We start from the raw sequence: 24,304 nt of genomic DNA on the forward strand, positions 1-24,304 counted from the left end.
CTTCGTGTCCTCAGGGTCAGCCGCCGATCGGCACGTTCGTGGTGGCGACGGGCTCGTCATAGATCGCGGCGATCTCGTCGGCGAAGTCGTTCATGATGATGTTGCGCTTGATCGAGAGCTTCGGCGTCAGGTGACCGGAGGCTTCCGTCCACTCGGAGTCGAGGATCGTGAACTTGCGGATCGACTCCGCGCGCGAGACACGGCCGTTCGCGGCATCGACCGCACGCTGCACCTCCGCGCGCACCGCCGCGCTCTTCGAAGCATCGGCGAGCGACATCGTGCCCTCGAGTCCGTTGTTCGCGAGCCATGTCGGGAGCATTTCGGGGTCGAGCGTCACCAGGGCCGAGATGAACGGACGCTGGTCGCCGACCACGACGACCTGCCCGATGATCGGGTTCGCGCGGATCGGGTCCTCGAGCGCGGCGGGTGCGACGTTCTTGCCGCCGGCGGTGACGATGATCTCCTTCTTGCGGCCGGTGATCGTCAGGAATCCCTCGGAGTCGAAGCTGCCGATGTCGCCCGTGTGGAACCAGCCGCCTTCGCTGAAGGCGTCGGCCGTCGCCTCCGGGTTGTTCCAGTACTCCTTGAACACGTTGATGCCGCGGACCTCGATCTCGCCGTCGTCGGCGAGACGCACACCGACGCCGGGGAGAGCGGGACCGACGGTGCCGATCTTCGACTTGTCCGCCAGGTTCACCGTTGCGGGGGCCGTCGTCTCCGTCAGGCCGTAGCCCTCGAGGATCACCACACCGAGGCTGTGGAAGAAGTGTCCGAGTCGTGAGCCCAGGGGAGCGGAGCCGGACACCGCGTAGACGACGTTGCCGCCCATGGCCTCACGGAGCTTGCTGTAGACGAGCTTGTTGAACAGCGCGAACTTGAGCTTCATGCCGAACGGGATCGGCTTGCCCTCCTCGAGCAGCTTCGAGTGCTCGACCGCGACCTCGGCGGCGGCGCGGAAGATCTTCCCCTTGCCCCCGGCTTCCGCCTTCTGCTCCGCCGAGTTGTAGACCTTCTCGAAGACGCGCGGCACGGCGAGGAGGAAGGTCGGCTTGAACGACCCGAGCGCAGGCAGGAGCTGGCGCGTGTCGGGCTGGTGCCCGGTGCGCACTCCGGCGTGGACATCGAGGATCGAGATGAATCGCGCGAACACGTGCGCGGTGGTGATGAAGAGGAGTGTGGATGCGCCGGGCGTCTGGACGACTTCGTCCAGTGCCTTCGCCGAGTTGCGCGACAGCTCGACGAAGTTGCCGTGCGTGAGGACGCATCCCTTCGGGCGGCCTGTGGACCCCGAGGTGTAGATGAGCGTCGCGATATCGGAACCGACAGCGAGGTTTCGCCGGCGCTCGATCTCGGAGTCGCTCACCGACGCGCCCTGGGCTGTCAGAGTGTCGATCGCTCCGAGGTGCAGCTGCCAGACTTCGCGGAGCAGCGGCAGGTCGCCGCGCACCTCGTCGACGCGGGCGAAATGCTCCGGCGACTCCACGATGAGCGCGATCGCACCGGAGTCTTCGAGGATCCACTGGATCTGCGAGGGGGAGCTGGTCTCATAGATCGGCACCATCACGGCGCCGGTGTAGAACAACGCGAAGTCGACGAGGGTCCACTCGTATGTGGTGCGCGCCAGGAAGCCGACCTTCTCTCCGGGCTGGATGCCTGCTGCGGCGAAGCCCTTCGCGAGCGCGATCACCGCGGTCTGGAAGTCGGCGGCGGAGATGTCGCGCCACCCGTCTCCCTCCGGGACGGAGAACAACGCCCGATCCGGCGTCGCCTCCACGCGCTTCACCAGGAGGTCGGCGACGTTCGCGTCGGGATCGGCGGGGACGATCGCGGGGACTTCAAACTGGACCACGGCAGCTCCTTCGGTACCGGTCGGGCACGGACTTCCATCGAGTCTAGGGCATGGAACCCAGTCGCTCTCCAGGTGGAACTGGGTCGCGGAAGCGGGAGAGCCGAAGAGACCGCTCGGTCGGAGCCCGGGCGCGGCGCTAGACTTCACCACGATGTTCTACTGGCTGATGAAGTACGTGGTGATCGGCCCCGTGGTCAAGGCGGTGTTCCGCCCGTGGATCGTGGGGAGGAACAACGTGCCCGCGAACGGGGCGGCGATCCTGGCGAGCAATCATCTCTCGTTCGCAGACTCCATCTTCCTTCCACTGGTCATCGACCGGTCGATGTCCTTCCTCGCCAAGAGCGACTACTTCACCGGTCGGGGCCTCAAAGGGTGGGCGACGAAGTTCTTCATGAAGGCCACCGGGCAGATCCCCATCGACCGATCGGGTGGCAAGGCTTCCGAGGCGTCACTCAACACGGGGCTCCAGGTGCTGGGCGGGGGCGATCTGCTCGGGATCTACCCCGAGGGGACGCGTAGCCCCGACGGCAAGCTGTACCGGGGCCGGACCGGCATCGCCAGGATGGCGCTCGAGGCGAAGGTCCCCGTCGTGCCGGTGATCATGGTCGACACCGACACAGCGATGCCCATCGGAAGGCGACTGCCCCGCATCGTGCGGGTCGGAATCGTGATCGGGGAGCCGCTCGACTTCTCCCGATACGCCGGCATGGAGAACGATCGGTACATCCTCCGCTCGGTCACGGACGAGATCATGGTGGCGCTGCAGCGTCTCGGTGAGCAGAAGTACGAAGACGTCTACGCGTCGACGGTCAAGGACCGGATCCCGACCCGCGTCACATAGGCCCGACGCGGATCTCGGTGGTACCGGCGACCACTAGGCTGGAACGCATGCTCCCGCACCACATCGAAGCCCTTGATGCATGGCGCTCGCTTCCCATCAAGCAGCAGCCGCAGTGGCCCGACGCGGACCGCGTCGCCGACGTCTCCCAGCAGATCGCGACCCTCCCGCCGCTGGTCTTCGCCGGCGAGGTCGACAACCTTCGCGACCGGCTCGCGCGCGCGGCGTCCGGCCAGGCGTTCCTGCTCCAGGGCGGCGACTGCGCCGAGACCTTCGCCGGAGCGACTGCCGAGCAGATCCGCAACCGCATCAAGACGGTGCTGCAGATGGCGGTCGTGCTCACGTACGGCGCCTCGATGCCCATCGTCAAGATGGGCCGCATGGCGGGGCAGTTCGCGAAGCCGCGCTCGAGCGACTCCGAGACCCGTGGCGACGTCACGCTGCCCGCGTACCGCGGCGACATCGTGAACGGCTACGACTTCACCGAGGGCTCCCGCACGGCCGATCCCGGTCGGCTGCTGCAGGGCTACCACACGGCGGCATCGACGCTGAACCTGATCCGTGCCTTCACGCAGGGCGGGTTCGCCGATCTCCGCGAGGTGCACTCCTGGAACAAGGGCTTCGCGCAGAACCCGGCCAACCAGCGGTACGAGCGCATGGCGGCGGAGATCGACCGCGCGATCAAGTTCATGGAAGCGGCGGGAGCCGACTTCGACGAACTCAAGCGCGTCGAGTTCTTCACGGGGCACGAGGGTCTGCTGATGGACTACGAGCGTCCGATGACGCGCATCGACTCGCGCACGGACACGCCGTACAACACCTCCGCCCACTTCCTCTGGATCGGAGAGCGCACGCGTGAGCTCGACGGTGCGCACGTTGACTACTTCTCCAAGATCCGCAATCCCATCGGAGTGAAGCTCGGACCGACCACGTCGCCCGAGACCGCCCTCGCGCTGATCGACAAGCTCGACCCCGAGCGCGAGCCCGGGCGCCTGACCTTCATCACGCGCATGGGAGCGGGCAAGATCCGTGATGCCCTGCCGCCGCTGCTCGAAGCGGTCCGTGACTCCGGCGCCCAGCCGTTGTGGGTCACCGACCCGATGCACGGCAACGGCATCACCACGCCGACCGGCTACAAGACGCGTCGCTTCGACGACGTCGTCGACGAGGTGCGGGGCTTCTTCGAAGCGCACCGCGCGGTCGGCACGTTCCCCGGCGGCATCCACGTCGAGCTGACCGGCGACGACGTCACCGAGTGCCTCGGTGGGTCCGAGCAGATCGACGAGGCGGCCCTGGCCACTCGCTACGAGAGCCTGTGCGACCCGCGTCTGAATCACATGCAGTCGCTCGAGCTCGCCTTCCTGGTGGCGGAGGAGCTCGAGAAGCGCTGACCTCCCACACGGGACGAAAAGGAGCCGCCCTCCCCGAGACCATCGGGGAGGGCGGCTCCTTTTCGTTCTTCGTCGCACATGCGAGCGCTCGACCGAACGGGTAGGGCCTCTCAGCCGCTGAGCTGAATCGAGAGGTTCACGGTGCCGCCACGCGGGAGGGACTTGTCCGAGCCCGGATCCTGGCCGGTGACCTTGGCCATCTCGGCGAAACCGGGCAGGTCTCCCCAGGCGGCGTAGGTCGACTTGAAACCCTTGTCCGAGAGGATCTTCTTCGCCTCGTTCAGAGTCTTGCCCGAGACATCGGGCACGGGGAAGAGCTCCGGGCCCTTCGAGACGATCAGCTGCACGCTGTCTCCCGGCCGCCAGTTGCCCTCTTCTGCGCGATCGGCGACACCGATCACCACATCCTTGGACACGCTGTCGCTGAAGACGTACTGCGGGTCGGCGGTGACGGTGAGTCCCTTGTCCGTGAGGGTGGACGTCGCCTTGTCGACCGACATGCCGGCGACGTCGGGGAACTCGCCGGCCGAGACGAACAGCTCGACGGTGTCGTCCTCGAAGATCTCGCACCCGTCGCCGCAGATGTATGACTCCCCGCCCGCCCTGGGCGTGACGGAGGCGTTGATGACGATGCCGGCGTCGGCGTCGGAGAAGAGCAGCAGCGAGGTGTCCGTGACATTGACGTTGAGTCCGGCCAGGTAGTCGCGCGCATCCTGCTCGGCGCGTCCGTTCAGCGGATCGAGGGTGTGGGACGCCGGTCCTGCGGAGACGATCACGGAGACCGAGGCGCCCTTGTCGAGGCGCACGCCCTCGGCCGGATCGGTCTCGATCACCGTTCCGGCGGGGATGTCGATGGAGAACTCGTCCTTCTGCGTGGGGACGAACCCGGCTTCGGTCAGGGTCGCTGCGGCCGCGTCGTACGTGCCGCCGGCGACGGCTGGTACGGCGATGAGCGAACCAGGGCCGGAACCGAACCACCAGCCGACCCCGCCGGCGAGCACCGCGAGCAGCAGGACGAGAGCGAGCAGGAAGGCACCGCGGGCGCGACGTTTGGATGCGCGTCTGCGCAGGAGCGTCGCGTTGTCCAGTGTCGCAGGGACGGGAGCCGTGGAGTCGGCGAGGGGCATGGTGCCCGGCATCACCTTGGTGAGGTCTCCGGAATCACCGTGGCTGTGCTGCGGGGCGGTGGCTCTGGCCGCGGTCGGGGCGATGCCGAGGTCGCGCTCGATCTCCCGCAGGCGCTCGAGCATCTGCTGGGCATCGTCCGGTCGATCGTCCGGTGACTTCTCGGTGGCCCAGAGCACGAGCTCGTCGAGCTGCTCCGGCACGGCAGGATTGCGCACGCTGGGACGCGGTACCGATTCCGTGGCGTGCTGGAACGCGATCTGCATCGGCTGCTCGCCCTTGTACGGCTGTTCGCCGACCAGCATCTCGTAGAGCATGATGCCGAGGGCGTAGATGTCGCTGCGGGCATCGGCGGTGCCGCGCGTGACGAGTTCTGGGGCGAGGTAGGCGATCGTCCCGAGCAGCTGCTGTCCGGTCGCGGTGTTCGCGGTGGTCGCCCGTGCCAATCCGAAGTCGCCGATCTTGATGCGACCGTCTTCCGCGAGGAGGACGTTCTCCGGCTTCACATCGCGATGCACGATCCCCGCGCGGTGCGCCGCAGAGAGGCCCGCCAGGATCGCGTCCATGATCGTGATGGTCTGCGGGATCGTCAGACGTTTCTGCTCGCGGAGGAGCTCACGCAGCGTGATGCCGGGGAGGTACTCCATCACGAGATAGGCGAGTTCGCCATCCTGCCCCTGGTCGAACACATTCACGACATGGGGGTCGGCCAGGCGGGCAGCGGCTCTCGCCTCCTGGATGAAGCGGCTCTGGAAAGCGGAGTCGTCGCTGAGGTGCGCGTGCATCACCTTGAGAGCGATGCGTCGTTCGAGGCGGAGGTCGGTCGCGACGTACACCGTCGCCATGCCGCCCCGAGCGATGCGAGCGCGGACGCGGTACCGGCCGTCGACAAGCCGCCCGATGAGGGGGTCGGCCTGCTGATTGGTCGTCACGTCAGAATTCTATGGAGAACTGCCTGAAAGACAGGGGAGCGGCTCACCCCTCGCACCTGCGGGTTTTCCCGGATGTCGTCAACCGTGGAGCGCGAGCCAGGCATATGCTTGCGCCTCCCACTGTCCGTACCTCTCGGGATAGGCCGAGATCTGGACCGCCTGAGCAGCGTCGGTGAGGGCCATGTTCTCCCAGCCGGGGATGTCGAGAAGCCCGCGGGTCACCTGGCCGTTGGGGTCGCTCTGCCCTCCGTAGAACACGCGAGTGCTCCGATCGGCGTCCATGATCTGGGCCGGCGTTCCCCAGCCGGTGCTCGGACGCTGCTGGAAGATGCCGAGTGAGTCGCGGTCGCCCCAGTCGAGGTTTCGCAGACCCGACTCGACCATGCCGGTGGCGAGAGCGATCGCGATCGCCCGATCGGACACCCCGATCTCGCGGCCGACGCGGATGATGAGCGCGGCGTTCGAGGCCTGCTCGGCCGTCAGCACCGCTGTCTGCGGGCCACTCGCCGCCGAGGGGGTCGCCGACGGGGCCGGTGCAGGCGCTGTCGGCGGAGTGCCCTGGAGGGAGAGGGCCTGGCCCGGGTAAATGATCGACGACGGCCCGAGACCGTTCGCGGCGTACAGCGCCTGCGTGGTGGTGCCGTACTTCTGCGCGATGCCGAACAGGGTGTCGCCTGCGACGACGGTATGGGACGCGGCGGACGCCGGGGCCGGAGCCGGGGCCGGAGCCGGGGTCGGCGCCGCGGCCGCTATGGGAGCGGCAGCAGTCGGCGCGCCGACCGAGCCGCTGATGACGAGGTTCTGGCCGGGGTAGATCACCGAGGCGCGTGTGAGCCCGTTCGCCGCGAGGACGGCATCGACGGAGGTCCCGTACTTCCGGGCGATGGCGTACACGGTGTCGCCGGAGACGACCTGATGCGTCGCGGCGGCCGCGGGAGCAGGGGCTTGGGGCGTCGCAGGGGCTGCCGGCGCGGGCGAGGGCGCGAGCGTGAGTGTCTGGCCGGGGTGGATCACCGAGCGCCAGGAGAGTCCGTTCCAGGTCAGGACATCGACCGTGCGCAATCCGAAGCGCGAGGCGATCGCCGAAACCGTGTCGCCGGGCTGGACGCGGTAGGTCGATGGTGCGGCCTCGGCGGGTGCGACGCGTGCCGGAAGAAGGCGAGGCCGCTCGACGGCAGTCGTGTCCGCGTGCACAGTCGCTCCGGCCGGCGCAGCGGTGAGAGTGGTCGCCAGTGCTCCGAGCACCGCTGCAGGCACTCCGATCTGCAGGTGTCGCGTTCGCCGTGTGGCGGTCTTCAGAGTCAAGGTCTGCCCCCTTTTTCGAGCTTTTCACGCTGACACGGATGTAAACAGAAGTCAACAGAAGTGACGCAAGTGAACAGTGTGGCTGGAGTGCCGACATGCGCAGATCATCCGGAGGTGAGATAGTGGGCGACGTGTCTGAGAACGTTGCCGGAACCCCTGCCGCCGTCGAGTGGCTGACGATGCCCGACCTCGTCGAGGTGCTCGACGAACCCCTCGGCCGTGTGCGCCGTCTGATCGATGAGCACTATCTCGTCGGCTCTCGTCGCAACGGAGCATTCGCGGTGCCGTCCGTCTTCATCGTCGACGGACACCCGCTGAGCTCACTGCGTGGCACCGTGATCGTGCTTCAGGACGCCGGGTTCACCGACGACGAGCTGATCGACTGGCTCCTCGCGGAGGAGGAGAGCCTGGGGCGTTCCCCGATCGACGCCCTGCTGGCCGGGCACAAGAGTTCCGTGCGGCGCTTGGCGCGCACGCTCGCCTGATCCGTCAGGCCGAGCGCACCGTCGCCGCTCGTGCGAGATCACGCAGCTCACCGACGGCGGCGTTGTCCAGTCGGGCGCCTGACAGGGAGCGATCGGCGTCGCGGGCATAGCCGGTGATCATCGCCTCCAGCTGATCCACGGCCCCCGAGTCGCGGATGGTGGCCTGGAGGAACGTCACCTGCTGCGGCGTGAGCTCCGGGTCGCCCAGCATCTCGTCCAGCAGGTTCCGCGCGGACGCGTCCAGCGTCTGCCTGGTGAGAGCGATCAGGACGGTTCGCTTGCCCTCCCGGAGGTCGTCCCCGGTCGGCTTGCCCGTGACGGACGGGTCGCCGAACACTCCGAGCACATCGTCGCGCAGCTGGAAGGCCATGCCGACGGGATGTCCGAAGCGGCGCAGCGCCTCCGTCTGATCAGGCTCGGCCCCGGCGAACGCGCCGCCGAGAACCAGAGGTTGCTCGATGCTGTACCTCGCGGACTTGAGCGATGCCACGCGCAACGCCCGTTCCGCGTGCAGGCTCCCGTCGTTCACGCTCCACGCCGATTCCTCGGCGATGTCGAGGAACTGACCGGTCGTGACATCCCTCCGCATCCTCGCGTACTCGGAACGCACGGCGCGTGCGTGCGGCTGCCCGTCGAGGGCCGATTCCAGCAGGTCATCGCTCCAGGCGACGAGGAGATCGCCGAGGAGGATCGCTGAGGCGCGGCCGAAGGCGTCTGCGTCGCCCGCCCATCCCGCGGCGCGGTGGGAGGCCTCGAGGGCACGGTGCGCGGCCGGACGGCCACGGCGTGTGTCCGAGTTGTCGATCAGGTCATCGTGGACGAGCGCCGCGGACTGGAAGATCTCCAGCGCGGTGCAGATGTCCCACAGCGCGTCGGGCTCTGTCGCGTCACGGTCTCCGAAGGCCGAGACGGCACGCCAACCCGCATGGCAGAAGCGCGCACGCAGGCGTTTGCCGCCGTCGAGGGTGCCGGCGGCCGCGTCGAGGAACGCCGCCGCGTCCGGACCGTAGTCCGTCGCTTCATCCCGCATCCGCGAGAGGAAGCGGTCGAGGTGTGCGGCGACGGCGTCGGGGACGGGGGAGGAGGACGGCACGACTCCCAGCATACGTAAAGCAAGGGTGGGTCGAACTGCTAGCCCCGGACGCCTTCGCGCGCGTAGAATGGAAGGCACGATACCCGAGGGGGACGAAATGCCACTCTCCGAACAGGAGCAGCGTCTGCTCGACGAGATGGAACGCCATCTCCTTCACAATGATGCCGACGTCGTGACCGCGCCGTCCGGTGACCGAGCTCTGAGCTACCGAAATCTCGTCTACGGTGCGCTCCTGCTGCTCGCCGGTGTCGGTGGTCTGGTCGCCGGAGTCATCCTCGGCGGTGTCTGGGGAATCGTCGTCGGCGTCGTCGGTTTCGCGGCGATGCTCGCCGGAGTCATGGTGGCCGTGACGCCCGTTCGGCGGACGACCGCGACGGCACCGCGAGAGCACTCCGCACCGAAGCGACAGGAATCCGCGTCGTTCATGGATCGTATGAACGATCGATGGGATCGACGCCAAGACGGTCACTGACCTCTCTCACATCTTCACCACCGAAGCCCGGATGCTCAGCATCCGGGCTTCGGTCGTTAACGCCGGGCGGGGGAGGGTCGGCCGCTGACCCGGGAGATCCCTCCACTCATCCTCCACCTTCCTCCACCGCGGAATTTCGCGGTTTTTTGGCGTGCCCGCTCGCGCTGACCGCGATCGTCTGCGGATTGGTCGTAGGTATGTGGAGGAAAGTGGAGTAAAGTGGGGCGCACCTCGAGTTGGCCGGACGCAGAGGGGGTGGTGGCCGATGTTGCTGGGTACGCACTCTCCGAAGCTGGACGACAAAGGACGGGTCATCCTTCCTGCGAAGTTCCGCGAAGACCTCGGCGGCGGCATCGTCGTCACCCGAGGGCAGGAACGGTGCCTCTACGTGTTCAGCACGGCCGAGTTCGAGGCGATGCACGAGCGGATCCGGCAGGCACCGCTCGCCAACAAGCAGGCGCGTGACTTCATGCGCCTGTTCCTCTCCGGAGCCAGCGCGGAGATGCCAGACAGCCAGAACCGCATCACCATCCCGGCGCACCTGCGTCAGTACGCAGGTCTGCAGAAGGAACTCATCGTCACCGGAGTCGGCGCCCACGCCGAGATCTGGGACGCGGAGAGCTGGAACGCCTACCTCGCCGCCGGCGAGGAGACCTACTCCGACCTCGAGCAGGAGGTGATTCCGGGACTCTTCTGACCACGGCTGTGATGCCCCGCCGCTCCCGCCCCGACACACTTCCCCGGTGCCGGGTCGAGAAGCGGAGGGGGATCAGAGCCGAAGGTCACCCCGAGAAAGATCATGAACCTCCGAGACATCCACACCCCCGTCCTGCTCGACCGCTGTGTCGAGCTGCTCGCTCCTTCCCTTCACGCGGACGGTGCGGTCCTCGTCGACGCCACCCTCGGCATGGGCGGCCACTCGGAGGCGCTGCTCGAACGCTTCCCGAACATCCGTCTGGTCGGGCTCGACCGAGACACCGATGCGCTGCGCATCGCGGGGGAGCGGCTGGCACGATTCCGCGACCGTGTGACTCTCGTACACACGGTGTACGACGAGATCGGCCTGCATGCGCAGGGCGCGTCCGGCATCCTGTTCGATCTCGGGGTGTCCTCCCTGCAGCTCGACGAGGCCGAGCGCGGCTTTGCGTACTCCAAGGACGCTCCGCTCGACATGCGGATGGACCAGACCAAGGGCGTCACCGCCGCCGATGTCATCGCCAAGTACAGCGAAGGCAACCTCCGTCGCATCTTCGAGCGGTACGGCGAGGAGAAGCTCGCCGGCCGCTACGCCCGCTTCATCATCGAGGCACGTCAGAAGCAGCCCATCACGCGGTCGGGCGAGCTCGTCGACATCCTCATCGCGGCTACTCCCGCTGCCGCGCAACGAGCGGGCCACCCCGCCAAGCGCGTCTTCCAGGCGCTGCGCATCGAGGTCAACACGGAACTCAATGTGCTGGCCGACGCGATCCCCTCGGCCATGGATGCGCTCAGCGTCGGAGGACGCATCGTCGTGATGTCGTATCAGTCGCTCGAAGACCGCCTCGTGAAGCAGGCGTTCGCCGCCGCGGCCGCCTCATCCGCACCTGCCGGTCTTCCGGTCGAACTCCCCGAACACGCCCCGCGATTCCGCATCCTGACCAAGGGCGCAGAACTCGCCGACGATGATGAGCGCGCGCGCAACCCGCGGGCGATCCCGGTGCGTCTGCGCGCCGCCGAGAAGCTGCGGGAGAGCGCATGAGCCTGAACGCCGTCGTCCGGAAGCCGGTACAGCCGGTCGCGCCGGAGAAGACTCCGCAGCGGAAGCTGCAGCCGGTCACGCATCCCGCCGCCCGCCGCAAGCCCAAGCTCGCCTATGCGCTCGTCGCGCTGGGGGGAGCGCTCGCGATCGGCGCCGCGCAGATCGCGCTCTCGCTCGCGATCACCCAGGACTCGTTCACCCTCGCCAGTCTCTCGTCGCAGCAGCGCGAACTCAACCTCAAGACGCACGCTCTCCAGGAGGAACTGACCGGGGTCAGCTCCCCGCAGGTGCTCGCGAGCAGCGCGGCCGGACTCGGAATGGTGGTCGCCGGATCGCCGTCGTATCTGCGCCTCAGCGATGGAGCCGTCTTCGGTACCGGCGACGGCGCCGATTGGACCTCTACGGTCAACCCTGACGGCGTCGGAGCCGTGAGCAACTCGCTCATCGTGGAACCGCCGCCCCCTCCTGCACAGGAGACGGACGGCGCAGCGACGACCGAGCAGCCGACACAAGAGCTTCCGCCGTCGATCACCGACGGCCTGCCGAGCCCCACGACGCACTGACACCCACGATCGACGGAGAGATCCCATGACGACACGAGCCACCCGCGGACCGCGGCGACGCACAGTCGTCGCCCTCGCCGTCATCCTCTCGGTGCTGTGCGCCTTCGTCGTGCGGCTGGTCGACATCCAGGTGGTCAGCGCCGACGAGCATGTCTCCGACTCTCTCGAGCACATCGGGGCGAGTTCAGCCATCTCCGGACAGCGCGGATCGATCGTCGACTCCTCCGGGACAGTGCTCGCCTCCAGCGTGATGGTCTACGACGCTCAGCTCAGCCCCCAGGTCATCATGCTCATGGAGGAGAACGACCCCAAGCTGCCGTGGGCCGAGGCTTCCGAGAAGATCGCGGCCATCACCGGGCAGACCGGGGAGGAAGTGCGTGCGCTGGTGTCGAACGCCCTCGCCGAGAACCCGAACAGCCAGTACGCACCCCTCAAGAAGGGGCTGAACACCGAGCAGTACATGAAGCTGAGGGACTTGGGAGTCGGCTCCTATCTCGCACTCAAGGCGCGCGAGACCCGGGTCTACCCGAACGGCGCGGTCGCCGGGAACCTCCTCGGCTACCTCGACAGCTCCGGCGAGGCGCAGGCCGGCGTGGAGCAGCTGGACGACTCCTGCCTCGCGCCCGTCGACGGCGAGGAGAGCTATCGCATCGGCAAGGACGGGGTCGTGATCCCCGGGAGCGAGCGCACGGTCGACGCCGTGAACGGCGGCTCCGTGCAGTTGACCATCAACAGCGACCTCAACTGGTACCTGCAGCAGATGATCGCCGAGGAGGCGCAGACCCAGGGCGCCAAGGGCGGCACGGTCACGGTGGTCGAGGTGAAGACCGGCAAGATCAGGGCGGCGGCCGAATGGCCCGCGCTTGACCCCAACGATCTCGATGCTTCGACACCGGCGACGAGGGCCAGCCAGATCTTCCACAGGGACTTCGAGCCGGGCTCGACGTTCAAGGCGATCACCGCGGCTGCAGCCATCGAGGGCGCCGGCCTCACCCCCTACAGCACCGTCAGCGCGGCCTCTCGCGAGAAGTTCCCGAACGGCGCCGTCGTCAACGACGCCTTCACCCACCCCGCCTACAACTACACCCTCGCCGGCGGACTCATCGACTCGTCGAACGTCGCACTGTCGAAGTTCGGCACCATGGTGAGTCCCGAGGTCCGCTACGACTACCTCGAGCGGTTCGGGGTCGGCGACAAGACGCTCGACTTCCCGTCCGAGGTCGGCGGCATCCTGCACCCCGTCAAGGACTGGGACAGCCAGTCGCTGTACACGACCACGTTCGGTCAGTACTTCACGGTGACGGCAGCCCAGCTCGCCGGCGCCTACCAGGCGATCGCCAACGGAGGAGAGAAGATCGATCTCTCGCTCGTCGAGTCGTGCACGGGATCCGACGGCAAGGTCACCACACCGGCAGATCCGAAGCACGAGCAGATCATCAAGGAGCAGACGGCAGGCGAGCTCACCCGGATGCTGGAGAACGTCGCGGTGCAGGGCGGCAATGCGGAGCGCATCCAGGTGCCGGGCTACCGCGTGACCAGCAAGACGGGTACTGCCCAGGTCTCCGACGGCAACGGTGGATACAAGTCCGGGGTGTACTACACCAGCATGGTGGGCTTCGCGCCGGTCGACGATCCGCAGTACGTCGTCGTGGTCACCCTCGACGAGCCGACTAAGGTTGTATCGTCCGCGGCCACCGCATCCGCCTTCCAGAAGGCGATGACGCAGGTGATGAAAACCTATCGCGTGATGCCGTCCTCTGTCCCGATGGACGAGCTCCTCCCCAAGTTCGGATAGTCGGCGAGAGCCGCGCATGGAGATGACATGATCGCCCTGACGCTCGCTGAGATCGCCGCCGCAGTCGGCGGTGATCTTCGCGTGGTCGCACCAGACACACCCGAGACCGTGGTCGATGGCCTGGTCGACACGGATTCGCGGATGATGGGCCCCGGCTCGATCTTCGTGGCCAAACCCGGAGCCGAGACCGACGGCCACCGATTCGTCGGATCCGCCGTCGAGGCGGGCGCCGTGCTGGCCATCGTCGAGCATCCCGTCGACATCGCGGTGAGCCAGATCATCGTCGCGGATGCCGTCACCGCACTCGGCGCACTCGCCAGAGATGTCGTCGCGCGGGTCCGAGCCGCAGGTCAGCTCCGCATCATCGGCATCACGGGATCCAACGGCAAGACCACCACCAAGAACTTCCTCGCACGCATCCTCGAGGACGAGGGCGAGACCGTCGCGCCCGTGAAGTCGTTCAACAACGAAGTCGGCGCTCCCGTCACCATGCTTCGTGTCACGGAGAGCACGCGGTACCTCGTGAGCGAGTTCGGAGCGGCGGCTCCGGGGAGCATCGCCCACCTCGCCGGTCTCGTGGAGCCCGACATCGCCGTGGTGCTGATGGTCGGCATGGCGCACGCCGGCGGCTTCGGCGGAATCGAAGCGACGGCGAAGGCCAAGGCCGAGCTCGTCGCGGCGGCCCGGGTGCCGGGGACTGCCGTCCTGAACGTCGACGACCCCAGAGTCGCGGCGATGCGACAGCTCGCGGAGTCCCGCGGGCTGCGCACGGTCGGCTTCGGCCAGGGCCCGACGGCCGATGTGCGGGCCCGCGACATCGAGGTGTCGGCCTCCGGCACCTCCTGCATCGTCGAGGTCGGCGGGCAGAGCCTGCCCCTGCGGCTCCGGGTCCTCGGGGCTCACCACATCTCCAACGCTCTGGCAGCGATCGCTTCGGCGCTGGTCCTCGGCGTCGCGCCCGTCGATGCCGTGGCTCGTCTGGAGACCGTCGAGATCGCCGAACGGTGGCGGATGCAGCCCCTGGGCAACGACCGCGTGCGGATCATCAACGACGCCTACAACGCCAGCCCGGATTCCATGGCCGCTGCCTTGCGCACTCTCGCGCAGATCACCGGCCCCGAAGAGCGCACGGTCGCCGTCCTCGGTGCCATGAGCGAGCTCGGGGAGAGCGCGGGGGAGGAGCACGACCGGATCGGGCTGCTCGCCGTGCGACTGAACATCCAGCGGATCGTGGTCGTCGGCGCTGAGGCGCGACGGCTGTATCTCGCCGCGGTCGGAGAGGGCTCGTGGGACAGCGAGGCTGTGCATCTGCCCGACCAGGACGCGGCGTTCGAGTATCTGCGCACCGAGCTCCGCGACGGTGATCGCGTGCTCGTGAAGTCATCCAACTCCGTGGGCCTCCGGCATCTCGGCGATCGTCTGGGAGAATTGTTCTCGTGAGGTCTCTCATCATGTCGGCGGCGATCTCGCTCGCCTTCACCCTGTTCCTGACCCCCGTCTTCCTCCGGCTCTTCCGGAAGTGGGGCTGGGGGCAGGTGATCCGCACCCCGGAGTCCGTCCACAACCCGAGCCACGAAGCGAAACGCGGAACGCCGACGATGGGCGGCGTCATCTTCATCGTCGGCTCGATGGTGGGCTACTTCACCGGTGTTCTGGTCAGCGGAGAGGTGCCGGCGCTCTCGGCGCTGCTCGTGATCTGGCTGATGGTCGGTTTCGGTGCCGTCGGGTTCATCGACGACTACATGAAGGTGCGCAGCCAGCGCAGTCTCGGACTGTCGGGCTGGCGCAAGGTGATCGGTCAGCTGCTGGTCATGATCCCCTTCGGCATCGTCGCGCTGAATTTCCCGAACAAATGGGGCCAGACGCCGGCGAGTTCCGCGATCTCCCTGTTCCGCGACATCACCTGGCTCAACCTCTTCGCCTTCGGCGTGATCCTCGGGTGGATCCTCTATCTCGTGTGGATCTCGATCATCGGGGTCGCCACCTCGAACAGCGTGAACCTGACCGACGGTCTCGACGGTCTCGCGGCCGGAGCCGGCGTCATCGTCGTCGGCGCGTACAGCCTCATCGCCTTCTGGCAGTTCAAGCAGCCCTGCATCGGCGGAGACCCCGATGCCCTGGGCGGATGCTACGAAGTGCGCGACCCGTTCAACCTGGCGATCATCGCCGCGTCCTTCGCCGCCAGCCTGATCGGATTCCTGTGGTGGAACGCCCCCAAGGCGAAGGTCTTCATGGGCGACGTCGGATCCATGGCGATCGGTGGTGTCATCACCGCGATGGCCATCCTGACCCGGACCGAGCTGCTCCTGCTCGTGATCGCCGGTGTCTTCGTCCTGTCCTCCGGTTCGGTCATCCTGCAGCGCGCATACTTCAAGATCACGCGCGGCAAGCGACTGTTCCTGATGAGCCCGTTCCACCACCACCTCGAGATGCGCGGCTGGTCCGAGGTCACGATCGTGGTCCGCATGTGGATCATCGCCGGGCTGCTCGCCGTCTCTGCCGTCGGTCTGTTCTACGTCGAATGGCTGACCCGTGTCGACTGATCGGCTGGCAGGCCTCACCAGCTGGAACGCCGACTGGAGCGGCCTGCGGGTCGCCGTGCTCGGCCTCTCCATGACCGGGTTCTCGGTCGCCGACACGCTGGCCGAACTCGGCGCGGACGTGCTCGTGCTGAGCGAAGCCGCCGAAGAGGAGTACGAGCGTCTGCTTCCTGTCATCGGCGCCCGGCTCGAGCTGGGTCCGCTTGCAGAAGTCCCTGCCGTGCTGGTCGAGTTCGCCCCCGAGGTCATCGTCGCCTCGCCGGGGTTCTCGCCGTCGCACCCGGTCATCCGATGGGCGCAGGATTCGGATGTCACGATCTGGGGAGACGTCGAACTCGCCTGGCGCGTCCGTGACAAGGTCCTGCGCTCCGACGGCACACCGGCGGACTGGGTGCTCATCACGGGCACGAACGGCAAGACCACGACGACCCAGCTGACAGCCACCCTCCTCGTCGAGGGAGGACTGCGTGCGGCTCCGTGCGGCAACATCGGTGTGCCGGTGCTCGACGCGGTACGCGACCCCGCAGGGTTCGACGTCCTCGTGGTCGAACTCTCCAGCCATCAGCTCTGGTACCTGGGGCAGTCGCGGGCCGAGGGGGAGCTCTTCCCCTACGCGTCCGTGTGCCTCAACCTCGCCGACGATCATCTCGTCTGGCACGGGAGCGCTCGGGCCTACCGCGACGCGAAGGCCGTGGTCTACCGCAACACCCGGATCGCGTGCGTCTACAACAAGGCGGACGAGGCCACACGGCAGATGGTCGAGGAGGCGGAGGTCGTCGAAGGCGCCAGGGCGATCGGCTTCGACCTGGGGATCCCCGGTCCGAGCGACCTCGGCGTGGTGGAGGGCCTTCTCGTCGACAGGGCCTTCCTCGACGACCGGTCTCGCAGCGCTCTCGAGCTGACGACCGTCGCCGACCTCGAGGCTGCGGGTCTCGCCGCTCCCCATATCGTGCAGAACATCCTCGCAGCGAGCGCCTTGGCGCGGTCGCTCGGCGTCGAGCCCGAGGCCATCCACGCGGCCCTGCAGTCCTTCCGCCTCGATCCTCACCGCATCCAGGTGATCGCGCGGCATCGCGGCATCACGTGGATCGACGACTCCAAGGCCACCAACCCGCATGCGGCCGCGTCATCATTGCGCGCGTACCCGGGAGCCGTATGGGTGCTCGGCGGGGATCTGAAGGGGGTCGACATCTCCGACCTCGTCGCCGACGTCGGGACGACAGCCCGGGCGGCCGTCGTGATCGGCGTCGAGCGCTCTGCCGTGGTCACGGCATTCCGGCGACACGCGCCCGGGGTGCCGGTGTTCGAGGTCGATGCTGGTGACACTGGACAGGTCATGAACCGTGTCGTGGAGATCGCCGCGGGAATCGTCGACGACGAGGGAACAGTCCTGCTGGCCCCGGCGGCGGCATCCTTCGATCAGTTCTCCGGCTACGCGGAACGGGGCCATCGCTTCGCCGAGGCGGTGCGGGACTGGATCGACCGGGGGAGTGCCGATGACACAGGTATCCCGCCCTCCGCGCTCTGAAGCCGGCGGTCTCGCTGCCAGGGTCTCGCTGGGACGCCGGTTCACCCCGGTGTCGACCGAGTTCCTGCTGATCGCGTCCACCGCACTGCTGCTCACTCTGTTCGGCCTCGTGATGGTGTTGTCGGCGACCAGCGCCACCGCCGTGTCCAAGGGCGTCAATCCGCTGGACGGTGTGCTTCGTCAAGGGGTTTTCGCACTCCTCGGCATCCCGCTGATGTTCCTGATCAGCCGCCTGCCGATCGAGTTCCTCAAGCGGATGGCGTGGCCGGCACTCTTCGGCGCCGTGGCCCTGCAGATGCTGGTGTTCACCCCGCTCGGGATCGAAGACGGCGGAAACCGGAACTGGATCCGGATCGCCGGCTTCACGCTCCAGCCGTCCGAGTTCCTCAAGCTCGCTCTCGCCCTGTGGATCGCGGCCGTGCTGCTGCGCAAGCGCGCGATGCTCGGCACCTGGCATCACGTCTTCATCCCGGTGATCCCGGTCGGGGCACTGGCGATCGGCACCGTCCTCGCGGGTAAGGACCTCGGCACGGCGATGGTCCTGGTGCTCATCCTGCTCGGCTGTCTGTTCTTCTCGGGCGTCAAGCTCCGGCTGTTCATCATCCCGCTGATCCTCGGCGTCGTCGCCGTGCTCGCCTATGCGCTGTCCAGCGAGGATCGCATGCGGCGCATCACCGCGACGTGCGACAACATGGCGCTCTACTACACCGATTGCTACCAGTCGATCCACGGGATCTGGGGGATGGCGACCGGTGGCATCTTCGGTCTCGGTCTCGGCAACTCGCAGGAGAAGTACGGGTGGCTCCCTGCGGCGGGCAACGACTTCATCTTCGCCATCGTCGGCGAGGAGCTGGGACTGATCGGGTGCATCGTCGTTCTCGCCCTCTTCACGTTCTTCACGATCGGCGCGTTCCACATCATCCGCAAGACCTCCGACCCCTTCATCCGGGTGGCGGCCGGCGGCATCACCGTGTGGATCGTCGGCCAGGCCGTCATGAACGTCGGCGTCGTCATCGGCGTCTTCCCCGTCATGGGTGTCCCGCTCCCATTCATGTCGCAGGGCGGTACCGCTCTGCTCGCCGTGCTGATCGCGTGCGGTGTGCTGCTCGCATTCGCGCGCACGATCCCTGTGACCGAGAAGCGACCAGCTGAGCGGGGTAGGGTCACCAGGTGACTTCGTATCTCCTCGCCGGCGGTGGCACCGCCGGTCACGTCAATCCCCTGCTCGCGGTCGCCGATGGCCTCCGCGCCCGCGATCCCGAGGCCACCGTTCTCGTGCTCGGCACTGCCGAGGGGCTCGAATCCCGTCTGGTCCCTGCACGCGGCTACGAGCTCCTCATCGTCGACAAGGTGCCGTTCCCGCGCCGACCGAACAAGCAGGCGATGTCGTTCCCCGCACGGTTCCGTCGCGCCGTCTCCCAGGTGCGCGCCCATATCCGTCAGCACGGCATCGACGTGGTCGTCGGCTTCGGGGGATACGCTTCCGCGCCTGCCTATGTCGCCGCTCGCCGTGAGCGCGTGCCGTTCGTCGTGCACGAGGCCAATGCCAAGCCGGGGTTGGCGAACGTGCTCGGTGCACGGCGGGCAGCTGCCGTCGGCGTCGCGTTCGAGGGGACCCCGCTTCGTGGTGGCGAGGTCGTCGGCATGCCTCTGCGCCAAGAGGTCATCGCTCTGGACCGCGCGGCGTCGCGCGCTGAAGCGGCGGACTACTTCGGTCTCGACCCCGAACGGCCCGTCCTCCTGGTCTTCGGCGGCTCGCTGGGCGCGCAGCGACTCAATGAGGCGCTCGCTGATTCATGGCGAGACGTCCTCGACGCCGGATGGCAACTGCTGCACGTGACCGGTGAGCGCAGTGATCTGGCAGATCCCGGTACGGACGGCTACGTGCTGCGCCGCTACGTCGACCGCATGGATCTTGCCTTCGCCGTCGCGGATCTGATCGTCTCCCGTTCCGGTGCGGCGACCGTGAGCGAGGTGAGCGCACTGGGGATACCCGCGCTCTACGTCCCGTATTCCGTGGGAAACGGCGAGCAGCGTCTGAACGCCGCATCGGCCGTCGCTGCCGGGGCCGCCGAGCTGCTCGACGATGCGACCTTCGACGGCGATGCCGTGCGGCGCATCGTGGTGCCGCTGCTCGAAGACCGGGCGCGGATCGCGGAGATGGCTGCCGCTGCCCAGACGGCCGGAACCCGCGCAGGAACCGAGAACGTCATCACCCTCATCGACCGTGCACTCGCGGCTGCCTGACGCGTCCACGAAGCGGAAGAAAAGTAGACTGAAGCGGACATGATCAGACCCGACCTCTCCCTCCCCATTCCCGAGACGATCACCTCCGCGCACTTCATCGGCATCGGTGGATCCGGGATGAGCGGACTCGCCAAGATGTTCCTCGACGCGGGCATCCGCGTGTCCGGCAGCGACCGCGCAGACAGCGACAACCTGCGGGCGCTGGCCGCCGCGGGGGCGACGGTCCACGTCGGTCATGATGCCGCCCACCTCGGTGATGCCGACACGGTCGTGCACACCGGCGCCATCTGGCCGGAGAACCCCGAGTTCGTCACCGCCAAGGAGCGGGGCCTCCACGTCATCCACCGGTCCCAGGCTCTGCACTGGCTGATCGGCACGCGGCGCCTCGTCTCGGTGGCGGGTGCGCACGGCAAGACCACTTCGACGGGCATGATCGTCACGGCGTTGCGCGACCTCGACGCCGACCCGCACTTCGTCAACGGCGGCGTGATCGAGCAGCTCGGCGTGTCCAGCGCCACCGGGAGCGGCGACCTCTTCGTCATCGAGGCAGACGAGTCCGATGGCACCTTCCTCCTGTACGACACGGCTGTGGCGCTCATCACGAACGTCGACCCCGACCACCTCGACCACTACGGCTCTGACGAAGCCTTCCATCAGGCGTTCGTGCAGTTCGCGGACGCCGCGACCGAGGCCGTGGTGATCTCGAGCGACGACGCCGGCGCACTGCGCGTCGGTGCGGGCCTGTCGCACCCGAACGTGCTCACCTTCGGGCAGGCAGACGGCGCGGATGTGCGCGTCACCGACATCGTGGCTGCGGGGCCGGTCGCCGCCACGCTGACGCACGGCGACGAGCACGCCCGCATGCAGCTCGCCGTCCCCGGCATCCACAACGCGATCAATGCGGCCGGCGCCGTCGCCGTTCTCCGCGCCCTCGGCTATCCGCTAGCCGACGCCGTTCGTGCGGTGGAGGGCTTCGCCGGTACGGTGCGTCGCCTCGAGCAGCACGGCGTCGAGCGTGGGGTCACCGTGTACGACGACTACTCGCACCACCCCACGGAGGTGCGAGCAGCGCTCGAAGCCATGCGCAGCATCGCCGGGTCCGGTCGGATCATCGCGATCCAGCAGCCTCACACCTACTCGCGCACGCAGCACATGTACCAGGAGTTCGCCGACGTCCTGGAGCAGTTCGCCGATCACACCGTGATGCTCGACGTCTACGGGGCCAGGGAAGACCCCGTGCCCGGTGTCACGGGCGAGCTCGTCAGCGGTGCCTTCCGTGACCCGTCGCACGTCCACTATGTCGCAGACTGGCAGCAGGCCGCCGACTACACCGCCTCGGTCGCGCGAGACGGCGACTTCGTCGTCACGCTCGGGTGCGGCAACGTCTACCAGATCATCCCGCAGGTCCTGGACTCTCTGCGCCGGACCGACGAGGAGTAGCCGATGCGCCGGCCCGCACCGCTTCCGACCAGCCCGGAGTCTCCGGACGAGAAGGACGCCGCGCCGGAGGAGAGGTCCCGTCGGCGGCGACGCGATCCCGGAGCCGGTCAGGACACTCCGTCGACTCCTGACCCGGCGCCCGGCGAGGAGCCGGACAGCACCTCGGTCGGCGACCCGCAGCCGACGTCGACGATGGATGTCTGGCGCGCGGCACGTGCGCGTCGGAAGGCTCTTCGTGCGGAGATCCGGCGTTTCACGCAGAGGTCGCGGCGGCGGAGGATCGTCTGGTTGAGCAGCATCGGCGCCGCACTGCTGCTGGTCGGGGGCAGCGTCGCCGCAGCGTACAGTCCGCTGTTCGCCGTGCAGAAGATCACCGTCGAAGGTGCCACGAGTCTCGATCCCGCCGCGATCGAGGCGGCACTGGGGGATCAGCTCGGCACTCCACTCGCACTGGTCGACTCCAGCAAGGTGAAGGCCGCGTTGCTGGGCTTCCCTCTCATCGAGACCTACGCCCTCGAAGCGCGCCCGCCGCATGACCTCACCGTGAGGATAGTCGAGCGCACTCCCGTCGGCGTGCTCCGCTCCGACGCCGGTTACACACTGGTGGACGCCGCCGGCGTGGTCCTTTCGACCACCTCCGATCAGCCGGCAGGGCAACCGGTGCTCGACGTCGTCGGGGGTGTCGAATCGGCGGCGTTCCGGAGCGCTGGCCTCGTCGTGCGCACCCTGCCCGCGGACGTCCGCGCCGCTCTGATCGGTGTCCGCGCGACGACGGCGGACGACGTGACCCTCACCCTCAACGGCGGGTTGACGGTGGTCTGGGGGAGTGCGGAGGAGTCGGCGCTGAAGGCCGTCGTGCTCTCGAAGACGATGGCGGCGAATCCGGCGGCGGGCTCGATCGACGTGACGTCTCCCGAAGTCGCCGTCGTCGGCTGAGCGCTTTCGTCGGGAATGGGGCGACACGCCCGTGTCTTCGCGCGTGCACGGCCGGGCGGCGCTTACCTTCGATCAAAGAGAACGCAATACCGGGAAATACTTTACACCTCTAGTTGAGGTTTAAGGTTCACCCACTTCCAGGCTCGAATAATCGGAGGCCGGCCATGAGCCAGAACCAGAACTACCTCGCCGTGATCAAGGTCGTCGGCGTCGGCGGTGGCGGCGTCAACGCCGTGAACCGCATGATCGATCTCGGCCTCCGCGGAGTCGAGTTCATCGCCGTGAACACCGATGCGCAGGCGCTGCTCATGAGCGACGCCGACGTCAAGCTCGACGTCGGTCGTGAACTCACCCGCGGTCTCGGTGCAGGTGCCGATCCCGAGGTGGGGCGTCGTGCCGCCGAGGACCACGCCGAGGAGATCGAGCAGGCGCTGACCGGGGCCGACATGGTCTTCGTGACGGCGGGAGAGGGTGGCGGTACCGGAACCGGCGGGGCGCCCGTCGTGGCACGCATCGCGAAGTCCATCGGCGCCCTCACCATCGGCGTCGTGACCAAGCCGTTCTCCTTCGAGGGTCGCCGTCGCCAGAGCCAGGCTGAGGCCGGCGTCTCCAAGCTCAAGGAAGAGGTCGACACCCTCATCGTGGTGCCGAACGACCGTCTCCTCGAGATCAGCGACCGCGGTATCTCGATGATCGAGGCGTTCGCCACGGCCGACCAGGTACTCCTCGCCGGTGTGCAGGGCATCACGGATCTCATCACGACCCCCGGTCTCATCAACCTCGACTTCGCCGACGTCAAGTCCGTGATGCAGGGAGCAGGCTCCGCGCTCATGGGCATCGGCTCCGCTCGCGGTGCAGATCGCGCGATCAAGGCCGCAGAGCTGGCTGTGGAGTCCCCGCTCCTCGAAGCGAGCATCGAGGGTGCGCACGGCGTTCTGCTGTCGATCCAGGGTGGTTCCAACCTCGGTATCTTCGAGATCCATGACGCAGCAGACCTCGTCAAGGAAGCCGCTCACCCCGAGGCAAACATCATCTTCGGTACGGTCATCGACGACACGCTCGGCGACGAGGTGCGCGTGACCGTGATCGCAGCAGGCTTCGACGGCGGTGAGCCCTCGCTGCGGCTGGACCCGATGGTCGTCTCCCGGCCCTCGACGACTCCGCTCCCCGAGGTGGCGCTCGACGAGGAGACGGACAACAAGCCTGAGCCGGTCAAGCCCGAGCCGATCCAGCAGCGCGTTCCGACCACCAGCATCGAGCCGGCTTTCGCGGACGACGACATCGACATCCCTGAATTCCTGAAGTGACCTCTCCGGTCGACGGCCCTGGGCTCGCGCCTCTGGCTGCGCGGCTGTCGGCGATCGATGACAGGATCGCCGCAGCCGCGCAAGCCGTGGGACGCAATCACGACGAGATCACCAGGATCGTGGTGACGAAGTTCCATCCGGCGTCGCTGGTGCGTGATCTGCACGAGCTCGGAGTGCGCGACGTCGGCGAGAACCGTCAGCAGGAGCTGTCGGCGAAGGAGGGCGAGCTCACCGAGCTGGATCTGCGATGGCATTTCATCGGCCAGGGCCAGACCAACAAGGCGAGTGCGATCCGACGGAGCGCGTCAGTCGTGCATTCGGTCGATCGCGACCGCTTCGCCGACGCCCTGCACCGCGCGGCCGATGATGACGATCAGCTCGATGTGCTGGTGCAGATCAACCTCACCGACGATCCCGGCCGCGGGGGAGCGGCACCGGCGCAGGCGGTCGCTCTCGCGGAGCACGTCCTCTCGCTGCCGTCGTTGCGCCTGCGCGGCGTGATGGCGGTGGCGCCGCTCGACGAGGAGCCTGCCTCCGCCTTCGCACGATTGCACGGCATCGCGGAGAGCGTCCGTGCGATCGACCCTTCGGCATCGTGGATCTCTGCCGGGATGACGGGGGACTTCGTCGAGGCGATCGCCGCCGGCGCGACACACCTGCGGATCGGTTCCGCAATCACCGGCCCCCGGCCTGACCGGGGTTAACCTGTGAACAGACCAG

21 protein-coding genes are annotated in these 24,304 nt (G+C 67.6%); 17 read left to right on the forward strand and 4 right to left on the reverse strand.

What is annotated here, in order from left to right; all coding sequences use genetic code 11:
• Positions 1-16: 16 nt before the first annotated feature.
• On the reverse strand, positions 17-1,849 hold the full coding sequence (locus ABRP18_RS06750; protein WP_349884389.1) for a long-chain fatty acid--CoA ligase: 1,833 nt from the start codon (positions 1,847-1,849) through the stop codon (positions 17-19).
• 151 nt (positions 1,850-2,000) lie between these two features.
• Here ABRP18_RS06750 and ABRP18_RS06755 point away from each other — a divergent pair, with 151 nt between their 5' ends.
• Positions 2,001-2,690 carry a 1-acyl-sn-glycerol-3-phosphate acyltransferase gene (locus tag ABRP18_RS06755; protein WP_046749333.1) on the forward strand — a complete coding sequence of 230 codons (690 nt, stop codon included), beginning with the start codon at positions 2,001-2,003 and terminating at the stop codon, positions 2,688-2,690.
• A gap of 47 nt (positions 2,691-2,737) precedes the next feature.
• Positions 2,738-4,078: a class II 3-deoxy-7-phosphoheptulonate synthase gene (locus ABRP18_RS06760; RefSeq protein ID WP_046749332.1), complete on the forward strand. Its 1,341-nt coding sequence runs from the start codon at positions 2,738-2,740 to the stop codon at positions 4,076-4,078.
• Between the two features lie 110 nt (positions 4,079-4,188).
• On the opposite strand, the gene pknB is transcribed toward ABRP18_RS06760, so the two are convergent.
• Both pknB and ABRP18_RS06770 read right to left on the reverse strand, forming a co-directional pair.
• Positions 4,189-6,135: a Stk1 family PASTA domain-containing Ser/Thr kinase gene (gene pknB / locus ABRP18_RS06765; protein ID WP_349884390.1), complete on the reverse strand. Its 1,947-nt coding sequence runs from the start codon at positions 6,133-6,135 to the stop codon at positions 4,189-4,191.
• A 78-nt stretch (positions 6,136-6,213) separates the two neighbouring features.
• On the reverse strand, positions 6,214-7,440 hold the full coding sequence (locus ABRP18_RS06770) for a LysM peptidoglycan-binding domain-containing protein (RefSeq protein ID WP_349884391.1): 1,227 nt from the start codon (positions 7,438-7,440) through the stop codon (positions 6,214-6,216).
• A 122-nt stretch (positions 7,441-7,562) separates the two neighbouring features.
• Here ABRP18_RS06770 and ABRP18_RS06775 point away from each other — a divergent pair, with 122 nt between their 5' ends.
• The gene (locus ABRP18_RS06775; RefSeq protein WP_371861849.1) at positions 7,563-7,925 is read left to right on the forward strand and encodes an Rv2175c family DNA-binding protein; all 363 of its coding nucleotides are present in this window, start codon (positions 7,563-7,565) and stop codon (positions 7,923-7,925) included.
• A gap of 4 nt (positions 7,926-7,929) precedes the next feature.
• Here the strand turns inward: ABRP18_RS06775 and ABRP18_RS06780 are convergent, their stop codons facing one another.
• Positions 7,930-9,018, reverse strand: coding sequence for a polyprenyl synthetase family protein (locus ABRP18_RS06780; protein WP_349884392.1), 1,089 nt, complete (start codon positions 9,016-9,018; stop codon positions 7,930-7,932).
• 97 nt (positions 9,019-9,115) lie between these two features.
• Between ABRP18_RS06780 and ABRP18_RS06785 the strand changes: the two genes are divergently transcribed.
• The 14 genes from ABRP18_RS06785 to ABRP18_RS06850 all read left to right on the forward strand — a co-directional run bounded on the left by ABRP18_RS06785 (position 9,116) and on the right by ABRP18_RS06850 (position 24,288).
• On the forward strand, positions 9,116-9,490 hold the full coding sequence (locus ABRP18_RS06785) for a DUF3040 domain-containing protein (protein WP_046749329.1): 375 nt from the start codon (positions 9,116-9,118) through the stop codon (positions 9,488-9,490).
• A 265-nt stretch (positions 9,491-9,755) separates the two neighbouring features.
• On the forward strand, positions 9,756-10,187 hold the full coding sequence (gene mraZ, locus ABRP18_RS06790) for a division/cell wall cluster transcriptional repressor MraZ (RefSeq protein WP_017830220.1): 432 nt from the start codon (positions 9,756-9,758) through the stop codon (positions 10,185-10,187).
• Positions 10,188-10,289: 102 nt separating this feature from the next.
• Positions 10,290-11,228 carry a 16S rRNA (cytosine(1402)-N(4))-methyltransferase RsmH gene (rsmH, locus tag ABRP18_RS06795; RefSeq protein ID WP_349884393.1) on the forward strand — a complete coding sequence of 313 codons (939 nt, stop codon included), beginning with the start codon at positions 10,290-10,292 and terminating at the stop codon, positions 11,226-11,228.
• On the forward strand, positions 11,225-11,791 hold the full coding sequence (locus ABRP18_RS06800) for a hypothetical protein (RefSeq protein ID WP_046749327.1): 567 nt from the start codon (positions 11,225-11,227) through the stop codon (positions 11,789-11,791). The genes rsmH and ABRP18_RS06800 overlap by 4 nt, the downstream gene beginning before the upstream one ends.
• 25 nt (positions 11,792-11,816) lie before the next feature.
• Positions 11,817-13,586 carry a penicillin-binding protein 2 gene (locus ABRP18_RS06805; RefSeq protein WP_058632795.1) on the forward strand — a complete coding sequence of 590 codons (1,770 nt, stop codon included), beginning with the start codon at positions 11,817-11,819 and terminating at the stop codon, positions 13,584-13,586.
• Positions 13,587-13,613: 27 nt separating this feature from the next.
• Entirely contained in the window at positions 13,614-15,026 is a 1,413-nt protein-coding gene (murF, locus tag ABRP18_RS06810) for a UDP-N-acetylmuramoyl-tripeptide--D-alanyl-D-alanine ligase (protein WP_349884394.1), read from the forward strand.
• The gene (gene mraY, locus ABRP18_RS06815) at positions 15,023-16,129 is read left to right on the forward strand and encodes a phospho-N-acetylmuramoyl-pentapeptide-transferase (RefSeq protein WP_046749324.1); all 1,107 of its coding nucleotides are present in this window, start codon (positions 15,023-15,025) and stop codon (positions 16,127-16,129) included. Before murF ends, mraY begins: the two co-directional genes overlap by 4 nt.
• A complete protein-coding gene (gene murD / locus ABRP18_RS06820; protein ID WP_193761942.1) occupies positions 16,119-17,654 on the forward strand; it encodes a UDP-N-acetylmuramoyl-L-alanine--D-glutamate ligase in 1,536 nt (511 codons plus the stop codon). Before mraY ends, murD begins: the two co-directional genes overlap by 11 nt.
• The gene (gene ftsW, locus ABRP18_RS06825; RefSeq protein ID WP_046749429.1) at positions 17,623-18,828 is read left to right on the forward strand and encodes a putative lipid II flippase FtsW; all 1,206 of its coding nucleotides are present in this window, start codon (positions 17,623-17,625) and stop codon (positions 18,826-18,828) included. The genes murD and ftsW overlap by 32 nt, the downstream gene beginning before the upstream one ends.
• Positions 18,825-19,901 carry a glycosyltransferase gene (locus ABRP18_RS06830; RefSeq protein WP_058632799.1) on the forward strand — a complete coding sequence of 359 codons (1,077 nt, stop codon included), beginning with the start codon at positions 18,825-18,827 and terminating at the stop codon, positions 19,899-19,901. The genes ftsW and ABRP18_RS06830 overlap by 4 nt, the downstream gene beginning before the upstream one ends.
• Positions 19,902-19,940: 39 nt before the next feature.
• Positions 19,941-21,341, forward strand: a complete 1,401-nt coding sequence (gene murC / locus ABRP18_RS06835; protein ID WP_058632800.1) for a UDP-N-acetylmuramate--L-alanine ligase — start codon at positions 19,941-19,943, stop codon at positions 21,339-21,341.
• Between the two features lie 3 nt (positions 21,342-21,344).
• The gene (locus ABRP18_RS06840) at positions 21,345-22,277 is read left to right on the forward strand and encodes an FtsQ-type POTRA domain-containing protein (protein WP_349884395.1); all 933 of its coding nucleotides are present in this window, start codon (positions 21,345-21,347) and stop codon (positions 22,275-22,277) included.
• Between the two features lie 164 nt (positions 22,278-22,441).
• The gene (gene ftsZ / locus ABRP18_RS06845) at positions 22,442-23,584 is read left to right on the forward strand and encodes a cell division protein FtsZ (RefSeq protein WP_046749319.1); all 1,143 of its coding nucleotides are present in this window, start codon (positions 22,442-22,444) and stop codon (positions 23,582-23,584) included.
• Entirely contained in the window at positions 23,581-24,288 is a 708-nt protein-coding gene (locus ABRP18_RS06850) for a YggS family pyridoxal phosphate-dependent enzyme (RefSeq protein ID WP_193761940.1), read from the forward strand. The genes ftsZ and ABRP18_RS06850 overlap by 4 nt, the downstream gene beginning before the upstream one ends.
• Positions 24,289-24,304 lie beyond the last annotated feature (16 nt).

Source organism: Microbacterium sp. WHRI 7836 (assembly GCF_040223885.2).
GTDB classification, from domain to species: Bacteria; Actinomycetota; Actinomycetes; order Actinomycetales; family Microbacteriaceae; genus Microbacterium; species Microbacterium oxydans.

Excerpts from the sequence above, each read along its gene's own strand:
- ftsW (WP_046749429.1), top strand. The coding sequence starts at position 17,623 with ATGACACAGGTATCCCGCCCTCCGCGCTCTGAAGCCGGCGGTCTCGCT.
- ftsZ (WP_046749319.1), top strand. The coding sequence starts at position 22,442 with ATGAGCCAGAACCAGAACTACCTCGCCGTGATCAAGGTCGTCGGCGTC.
- ABRP18_RS06755 (WP_046749333.1), top strand. The coding sequence starts at position 2,001 with ATGTTCTACTGGCTGATGAAGTACGTGGTGATCGGCCCCGTGGTCAAG.
- ABRP18_RS06840 (WP_349884395.1), top strand. The coding sequence starts at position 21,345 with ATGCGCCGGCCCGCACCGCTTCCGACCAGCCCGGAGTCTCCGGACGAG.
- murC (WP_058632800.1), top strand. The coding sequence starts at position 19,941 with ATGATCAGACCCGACCTCTCCCTCCCCATTCCCGAGACGATCACCTCC.
- rsmH (WP_349884393.1), top strand. The coding sequence starts at position 10,290 with ATGAACCTCCGAGACATCCACACCCCCGTCCTGCTCGACCGCTGTGTC.
- ABRP18_RS06785 (WP_046749329.1), top strand. The coding sequence starts at position 9,116 with ATGCCACTCTCCGAACAGGAGCAGCGTCTGCTCGACGAGATGGAACGC.
- ABRP18_RS06760 (WP_046749332.1), top strand. The coding sequence starts at position 2,738 with ATGCTCCCGCACCACATCGAAGCCCTTGATGCATGGCGCTCGCTTCCC.
- mraZ (WP_017830220.1), top strand. The coding sequence starts at position 9,756 with ATGTTGCTGGGTACGCACTCTCCGAAGCTGGACGACAAAGGACGGGTC.
- ABRP18_RS06805 (WP_058632795.1), top strand. The coding sequence starts at position 11,817 with ATGACGACACGAGCCACCCGCGGACCGCGGCGACGCACAGTCGTCGCC.
- murF (WP_349884394.1), top strand. The coding sequence starts at position 13,614 with ATGATCGCCCTGACGCTCGCTGAGATCGCCGCCGCAGTCGGCGGTGAT.
- ABRP18_RS06800 (WP_046749327.1), top strand. The coding sequence starts at position 11,225 with ATGAGCCTGAACGCCGTCGTCCGGAAGCCGGTACAGCCGGTCGCGCCG.